1 protein-coding gene is annotated in these 886 nt (G+C 35.3%); it reads left to right on the forward strand.

Annotated elements, in window-relative coordinates:
* The first annotated feature begins 36 nt into the window (after positions 1 to 36).
* Positions 37 to 678: a SanA/YdcF family protein gene (locus OO013_RS20100; protein WP_266058922.1), complete on the forward strand. Its 642-nt coding sequence runs from the start codon at positions 37 to 39 to the stop codon at positions 676 to 678.
* Positions 679 to 886: the final 208 nt, after the last annotated feature.

An 886-nucleotide genomic window follows, 5' to 3' on the forward strand; every position in this document is an offset into this window, starting at 1 on the left:
CGTTGTGGGGCATTCAAAAACGACATTGCAAACTAAATGAGATACGTTAAAAAAATATTGAAGATTGGAGTACTAATCGGGATTCTCTCTTTGATAGGAATCTTTGGAGCGGATAGACTTGTTGAAAAATCTGCCTCAGATAAAGTTTTCAATTCGACTAAAGAAATACCGCATAACAAAGTTGGTTTGTTTTTAGGGACAGGAAAAATTCTGTCAAATGGACGGATTAATCTGTACTATAAGTATCGGATTGAAGCTGCCGTAAGCTTGTTTAAAGCTGGAAAGGTGGACTTTATCCTTGTTAGCGGTGACAACTCAACAAAAGATTATGACGAACCATCAACAATAAAAGAGGATTTGATTAAAAAAGGGATTCCTTCAAACAAAATATATCTTGATTATGCTGGATTTCGAACTTTAGACTCAGTTGTTCGCTGCAAAGAGATTTTCGGACAAAGCAGCATTACGATAATTTCTCAGCAATTTCATAACGAGAGAGCGATTTATATTGCAAAACGAAAAGATATTGACGCTGTTGGATTTAATGCCAAAGATGTCAACGTCCATTATGGATTTAAAACAAGATTAAGGGAAAGATTTGCGAGAGTAAAAATGGTTCTTGACTTGATAATTGGTAAAAAGCCAAAATTTCTTGGTGATAAGATTGATATAAAATGATAAAAAAGAACGACCCCACAACAATGTATAAAAAACATAAGTGGCTCAGTGGTTTACGGAATGTTTGTGCGTTTAATCAGCTCCGCCAAATCTGCGATTTGACGGGTTTATTTAACATTTTAAATTTGTGTCAAAACGCAAATTTGGCTCAGTGCAACTTGACAGGTAGGTGCTTCGAAATCACTTACGTTTCTTATACTTACCGTTG

The sequence above is a fragment of the Mangrovivirga halotolerans genome (assembly GCF_026241165.1).
Classification (GTDB): Bacteria; Bacteroidota; Bacteroidia; order Cytophagales; family Cyclobacteriaceae; genus Mangrovivirga; species Mangrovivirga halotolerans.